Here is a 6,382-nt window from a genome sequence, read left to right as displayed (position 1 = left end):
GCCCCCACAGGAGACAGACATGCGCACCATCACCCGCCGGACCGCCCTGGCCCTTGCCGCTTCGGCCCTGGCCGCCCCGACCGCCGCCCTGGCCCAGGCCGGCTTTCCGAGCAAGCCGATCCGTCTGGTGGTTCCCTTTCCCGCGGGCGGCAGCGTGGACCCGTTGGCGCGCGTGCTTGGCGAGCGAATGACGCAGGCCTTCGGCCAGCAAGTGATCGTCGACAACCGCGCAGGTGGCAACACCGTCATCGGCACCGACTTCGTGGCCAAGGCGCCAGCCGACGGCTACACCCTGCTGCTGACCGCCAGCTCCCACGTGACCCAGCCCCAGCTGCTCACTGCGCCCTTCGACCCGATCAAGGACTTTGCCCCGGTGGCCACTGTCAGCGCCTCCGACATGATCCTGTGCGTGCACCCCTCGGTGCCGGCCAACAACCTGCAAGAGTTTCTGGCTCTGGCCAAGGCCAAGCCTGGCGCGCTCAACTTCTCTTCGGCCGGCAGCGGCAACCCCAACCATCTGGCCGGCGAGCTTTTGAGCATGATGGCCAATGTGAAGTTCACCCACGTGCCCTACAAGGGTGGCGCGCCGGCCATCGTCGACCTGGTCGGCGGTCAGGTGCAGTTCTCCTTCGGCAGCCCGATCATCGTGCTTCCCCATATTCGCTCTGGCAGGCTCAAGGCGATTGCGGTCACCAGTTCCCAGCGCATGTCCCTGCTTCCCAACGTGCCCACCATCGCCGACTCAGGCGTGGCAGGCTACGAAGTGCGCATCTGGTACGGTGTGCTGGCGCCGGCGGGAACGCCCAAGGATGTCGTGGCCAAACTGGCCACCGAGATCAACCGCATTACCGCCTTGCCCGAGATGAAGGAGCGGCTCGACGCCGCCGGCATGGAGCGCCTGATGGTGCCCACCGAGCGATATGAGGCCGTGATGCGCCAGGACATGGAAAAGTTCGGCCGCATCATCAAGACGGCCAACGTGAAGCTCGACTGAGCCTTCTCTCTGGTCTCGGGCAAACAAAAGCCGGCGCATGCGCCGGCTTTTTCGATGGGGGTGGGCGCCCCCGCTTTCGCGGCCTGGCCAGGCCAGCGGGGGGATTACATCCGCCCGGCCGTCGATCCGCAGTCGAGTAGCAGGGTGTGGCCCGTGACTGAACGCGCCAGCGGCGAGGCCAGGTACACCGCCGCGTCGGCAAAATCTTCCGGCTCGATCAGCCGGCCCAGGGGCAGGCCCTGCACCAGGCGGTTGACCGCCGCGTCGACGTCGCCCTCGACCTTGGCCAGGTGGTCGCGCAGGAACTCGGTGTTGGTGGGGCCGGGCGCGATCGCGTTGACCCGGACACCGCGTGGCCCAAACTCCAGCGCCAGTGCTTTCACCAGGCCGCCGAGGGCGTGCTTGGAGGCGTTGTAGACGCTGCGCTGTCCACGGCCGGTCACGCCGCTGATCGAGCTGGTGAAGATCAGGCTGGCCCTCGGGCTTCGCACCAGGCTGCGAAGCCCGGCCTGGGCGGAGAAGATGCTGCCGCTCACGTTCACGTCCACCACCCGGCGCAGTTGCTCTGGGTCGGCCTGCAAAAAGTCGCCAGCGAAACTCAGCCCCGCGTTGGCCATGAAGACATCCACCGGCGCGCCAAAAAACCGCTCGGCTTGCTCCACCAGGGCGGTGCAGTCGGCCGGCGAGGCAACGTCGCAGCGGACGGCGCAGGCCGCCGCTCCGATCGAGTTGGCCACCCCGGCGGCGGCCTGGGCATCGAGGTCAGACACGACCACCCGCGCGCCTTCTTTCGCAAAGCGGCGCGCCGCCTCCGCGCCCATGCCCCGGCCCGCGCCGGTGATCACCACGCCCCAGCCGGCAAAGCTCATTGCTCGATCTTGATGTTGGCGGTCTTGATCACGCGGGCGAATTCGGTGGTGTCGGTCTTCATCACCTCGGCGAAACGAGCCGGCGACAGGTGGTAGGGCACTTGTCCCTGCCCCAGCAGCTTGTCGCGCACATCGGGCATGGCCAGCACCGCTCCCAGATCGGCATTGACCTTGTTCACGATGGCCGCAGGCGTACCCGCCGGCGCGAGGAAGCCGAGCCAGGATTTCATGCCAAAGCCAGGCAGGCCGGCCTCGGTGAAGGTCGGCACATTGGGCATGAGGGTAAGGCGTCGCTCGGCGGTGGTGCCAAAGGCCTTGAGCTTGCCCGACTGCAGGTGCGGAATCACGGCCACCGGTACCGCCAGGAAAAGCTGTATCTGCCCTGCGAGCAGGTCGGTCAGGAGCGGGCCGCCGCCCTTGTAGGGGACATGCAGCATTTTGGTGTTCGTCATCATCGAGAACAGCTCCATCCCCATGTGGTTGGCGTTGCCGTTGCCGGCAGAGCCATAGCTGAGCTTGTTCGGGTTGGCCCGGACCTCGGCGATGAGCTCCTGCAGGGTGTTGCCCTTGACCGAGGGGTGGGCGACGAGCACGAACTCCGCCAGGTAGAAGGGGCTGACCGGCGCAAAATCTTTGACGCTGTCGTAGGGGAGGTTGTTGAACAGGAGCGGGTTGCTCACATGGGTGCTGGCCGTGAACAGCAGGGTGTAGCCGTCAGCCGGTGCCTTGGCTACCGCATCGGTGCCGATGATGGTGCTGGCCCCTGGACGGTTGTCGACGATCACCTGCTGGCCCCAGAGCGCCGAGAGCTTCTCGGACACCATCCGTGCCACCGGGTCCACGCTGCCGCCCGGCGGGTAGGGCACGATCATGCGCACCGGCTTGTTCGGAAAGCCGGACTGGGCCTGCCCGGCCAGCGGCCAGGCGGCTGCAACAGCGGCGCTGCCAGCGGCAAGGGAAAGGATTCGGCGTCTGGTGGTCATGTGTGTCTCCTGGTTCTGGTGGTGAAAGATCAGCGCGGGCCGGCGTCGAGCCGGACGATCCAGCCCTCGAGGTCGCGGCTGACAGCGGGAAAGCGTTCAAGCACCTGCGGGTCATGGCCCGGGATGACCATCTCGGGGCGATCCGCCAGGCTGTAGATGCGGCGGTAGCCTTCCATCATGTCGGCCACGTTGTAGACCGCCGGGAAGGGGCGCTTTTCCTGAATGTTGGCGTAGAAGTGCGAGGCGTCCGAGGCCAGCACCATCCAGCCTTTTTCGGTGTGCACTCGCACCACTTGCATGCCAGCAGTGTGGCCGCCCATGTGGTGCACGCTGATGCCCGGCGCGATCTGATCGTCGCCGTCATGAAAGTCCACCCGGCCGGCGAAGACCTTGTGGACCATGCTGGCCACGTCGTCGGGCTCGAAGTGCACCGCCAGTGGCTGGTGGCACATGCAGCGCCCGGTGCAAAAGGCCATCTCCTTGTCTTGCACGTGGTACCTGGCGTTGGGGAACAACTCGCGGTTGCCCGCGTGGTCGTAGTGCATGTGCGTGATGATCACCTCCTGCACCGACTCCGGCCGAATACCCAGCGCCACCAGGCCCTCCTGGATCGGCCGGATGATCTTGCGACCGCCGCGCTTGTCGCCTGCGGCCTGGTCAAAGCCTGTGTCGACCAGCCAGGTGCGCTCCTTGCCCACGATCGCCCAGACGAAGTAGTCCAGCGGCATGGGCACGTCGTGGGGGTCGCCGCCGATGAAGTTGGCAGATGAGCGGCGTGCGTGGTGCGCGTACTTGATGGCGTACACGCGGTAGGTCTCGATGGGGTGGCTCACGTCTGGCTGTCCTCGGCGATCCGGTTCCTCGGCGTCTGAGCCGGCGGTGCCAGGGCGGTGAAGCCGGGCGCTCGGCCGGTCGGGCGGCTCCGTTCAACGAAGAAAGGAGCTCGGCCATGATACCGCTATCATTTTTGCTTGTCGATGGGGCCGATCCACCCCTTCGCAAGCGGGTTTTTTGCGGCGAAAAACAGTGGGCATCGCATATCATCCGTGCCATGGCAAGCAATCAGCGGGCCCGCCAGGCGGCCCAGGCGGGCGCTCAGGTCGGGGCCCGGGTGCGCAGCAGCGGGCAGGGCGCGCGCATGCGCGATGTGGCCCAGGCCGCCGGCGTTTCACTGATGACCGTCTCGCGTGCGCTGCGCGAGCCGCACAAGCTCTCGGAAGAAACCCGCAAGGCGGTCATGGACGCGGTCCACCAGATCGGCTATGTCCCCAACAGCATCGCGGCCAACTTGGCCTCCAACCGCTCCAACGTGGTCGGTCAGATCGTCCCGAGCATTCAAAACTCGCTCTACGCCGACACCCTCAAGGGCACGGCTGACGTGCTGCGCAAGGCGGGCCTGCACCTGCTGCTGGCCGACAGCGGCTCCTCGCCGCAGGAGGAAGAGGCGCTGATCGGTGCGTTCTTGGCCCAGCGTGTGGCGGGTCTCATTCTTCACAACACCGACCACACGCCCAAGGCGCTGCAGATGATCGAGCGCTCAGGCGTCCCGGTCATCGAGACCGGCGACTTGCCGCGGCAACCGCTCGATATGGTCGTGAGCTACTCGAACGCCGAGGCGGCCAAGGCCATGACCCTGCATCTGGGCGCGCGCGGCTATAAGCGGATCGGCTTCGTGAGCCTTGACACCCGCTTGAACCGCCGGGCGCGTGAGCGCCTGCGTGGCTATCAGGCCGGCCTCAAGGCGCTGGGCCTGCGGCCCGACCCTGCCCTGGTGATGGAGGTGGCACCAGGGCTCACCTCCGGTGCGCACGCCATGGTGGACATGATCACCCGCGCGCCCGATGTCGACGCCATCTTCTTTGCGGGCGATGTGCTGGCGGTAGGCGCGCTGTTCGAGGCGCAGCGGCGGGGATGGAAGGTGCCAGGCCGCATTGCCCTGGCCGGCTTCGATGACCTAGACATCCATCAGCACACCGTGCCCAAGCTCACCTGCCTGCGCCTGCCACGCCTGGAAATCGGCCGGCGCAGTGCCGAGGCCTTGCTGGCGCGCTTGCGCGGTGGCAGCGAAGCCCCGCGGGTTGACCTCGGCTTCGAGGTCATTCAACGCGAAAGCACCTGAGGGGCATCGCCGGGCGGCCGTTGGGTGGCCATTGAGTGGCCATTGCGCGGGCTTTGCCTTGCGCAGCCCCGCTATTTCGGCTGATAATGTTACCGCTATCAGATTTGATTTCGACGCGCGCCGCCCCTTCATGGATTCCTCCACAAAAGCCCTCCACGGCAAGACTGCGCTGGTCACTGGCTCACTGGCTGGCATCGGACATGCCATGGCCTCGGGCCTGGCGGCTGCGGGATGCCGCATCGTTTTGCATGGCTTGGACGAGGAGCGCTCCGCGCAGCCGGTCTGCGCGGAGTTGGCGCAGCGCTACGGGGTTGAAGTGAGCTATGTGCGCGCCGACCTGACCGACGTCCGGGCGATCGAATCGATGCTGACCGAAATCGCCAGCCGCTTTGGCGGCGTCGACGTTCTTGTCAACAACGCAGTGACGCGTCACTTCTCGCCCATTGAGTCCTTCCCGGCCGAGGCCTGGGACCAGGCCCTGGCGGTGAACGTCAGCGCCGCTTTCCATGCGATCCGGCTTTCGCTTCCCGGAATGCGCGAGCGCGGCTGGGGCCGAATTTTCAATATGACCTCGGTCTATGGCGATCGCGGAGTTGCCAACCGAATCGACTACGTCACCACCAAGACGGCCCTCATCGGCATGACCCGGGTGGTCGCCCTGGAGACCCTCAACCAGGGCATCACCTGCAACGCGATTTGCCCTGGCTCGGTGCTCACGCCCAACATCGACCAGCGCGTTCAGGCGCTGATGCACGACCAGAACCTGGACCGCGATGCGGCCACCCGCATGTTCCTGGCCGGCAAACAGCCTACCGGCCGATTCGTTGAGTCCAGCCATGTCGCTGACCTGCTGGTTTTCCTGTGCGGCCCGGCCGGAAGGGACATCACTGGCACCATGCTGCCCGTCGAGGGCGGCTGGCTGGCAAGCTGATGCAAGCACCCCTGGGTGCCAGCGCCGCGCTGGCGCGCTTCGCAGTGGACCTGCGCTGGCAGGACATTCCTGCGCAGGTGCAGCACGAGGCCAAGCGCTCTCTCCTCAATTTCTTCGCCACAGCCCTGGCGGGCTGCAACGACCCTGCCGTCGCGGCGGCGGCGAGGGTGTTCAGCGAGTTTCGCGCCGCGAGCCAGTGCACCGTGATCGGCCGCGCCGAGGCGACGGACATGCGGCACGCGGCCTCGCTCAATGCGATGAGCGGCAACGTCTTCGATTTCGACGACACGCACATGCCGACCATCGTCCATCCGACGGCACCGGTCGCGCCCGCCCTGCTGGCGCTGGCCCAGGCGCGGCCTGTCAGCGGACGCGATCTGCTGGCGGCCTTTGTCGTCGGTGTCGAGGTCGAGTGCCGGCTGGCCAACGGGGTGTCGCCCTGGCACTACGAGCGCGGTTGGCACATCACCTCCACCTGCGGTGTGT

At 66.6% G+C, this 6,382-nt stretch carries 7 protein-coding genes; 4 read left to right on the top strand and 3 right to left on the bottom strand.

Annotated elements, in window-relative coordinates:
- Positions 1-994: tripartite tricarboxylate transporter substrate binding protein (locus QE494_RS13460; protein ID WP_300044032.1), on the top strand; the 994-nt coding region annotated here is incomplete at its 5' end.
- 104 nt (positions 995-1,098) lie between these two features.
- Here the strand turns inward: QE494_RS13460 and QE494_RS13455 are convergent.
- Genes QE494_RS13455 through QE494_RS13445 form a run of 3 tightly spaced genes read right to left on the bottom strand, consistent with a single transcriptional unit; the run spans position 1,099 to position 3,679 of the window.
- Entirely contained in the window at positions 1,099-1,863 is a 765-nt protein-coding gene (locus tag QE494_RS13455; RefSeq protein ID WP_300044030.1) for an SDR family NAD(P)-dependent oxidoreductase, read from the bottom strand.
- Complete coding sequence (locus QE494_RS13450) at positions 1,860-2,846, bottom strand: tripartite tricarboxylate transporter substrate binding protein (RefSeq protein WP_300044028.1); 987 nt, start codon at positions 2,844-2,846, stop codon at positions 1,860-1,862. The genes QE494_RS13455 and QE494_RS13450 overlap by 4 nt, the downstream gene beginning before the upstream one ends.
- Before the next feature lie 29 nt (positions 2,847-2,875).
- Positions 2,876-3,679 carry an N-acyl homoserine lactonase family protein gene (locus tag QE494_RS13445; protein ID WP_300044026.1) on the bottom strand — a complete coding sequence of 268 codons (804 nt, stop codon included), beginning with the start codon at positions 3,677-3,679 and terminating at the stop codon, positions 2,876-2,878.
- 218 nt (positions 3,680-3,897) lie between these two features.
- On the opposite strand from QE494_RS13445, the gene QE494_RS13440 reads away from it, so the two are divergent.
- The 3 genes from QE494_RS13440 to QE494_RS13430 all read left to right on the top strand — a co-directional run.
- Positions 3,898-4,965: a LacI family DNA-binding transcriptional regulator gene (locus QE494_RS13440; RefSeq protein ID WP_300044024.1), complete on the top strand. Its 1,068-nt coding sequence runs from the start codon at positions 3,898-3,900 to the stop codon at positions 4,963-4,965.
- Between the two features lie 130 nt (positions 4,966-5,095).
- Positions 5,096-5,896: an SDR family NAD(P)-dependent oxidoreductase gene (locus QE494_RS13435; RefSeq protein WP_300044022.1), complete on the top strand. Its 801-nt coding sequence runs from the start codon at positions 5,096-5,098 to the stop codon at positions 5,894-5,896.
- On the top strand, positions 5,896-6,382 hold a 487-nt coding region (locus tag QE494_RS13430; protein WP_300044020.1), incomplete at its 3' end, for an MmgE/PrpD family protein. The genes QE494_RS13435 and QE494_RS13430, both read left to right, overlap by 1 nt.

The sequence above is a fragment of the Ramlibacter sp. genome (genome assembly GCF_029866045.1).
Taxonomy (GTDB): Bacteria; Pseudomonadota; Gammaproteobacteria; order Burkholderiales; family Burkholderiaceae_C; genus Ramlibacter.
This window is presented reverse-complemented; position numbering and strand designations above follow the sequence as displayed.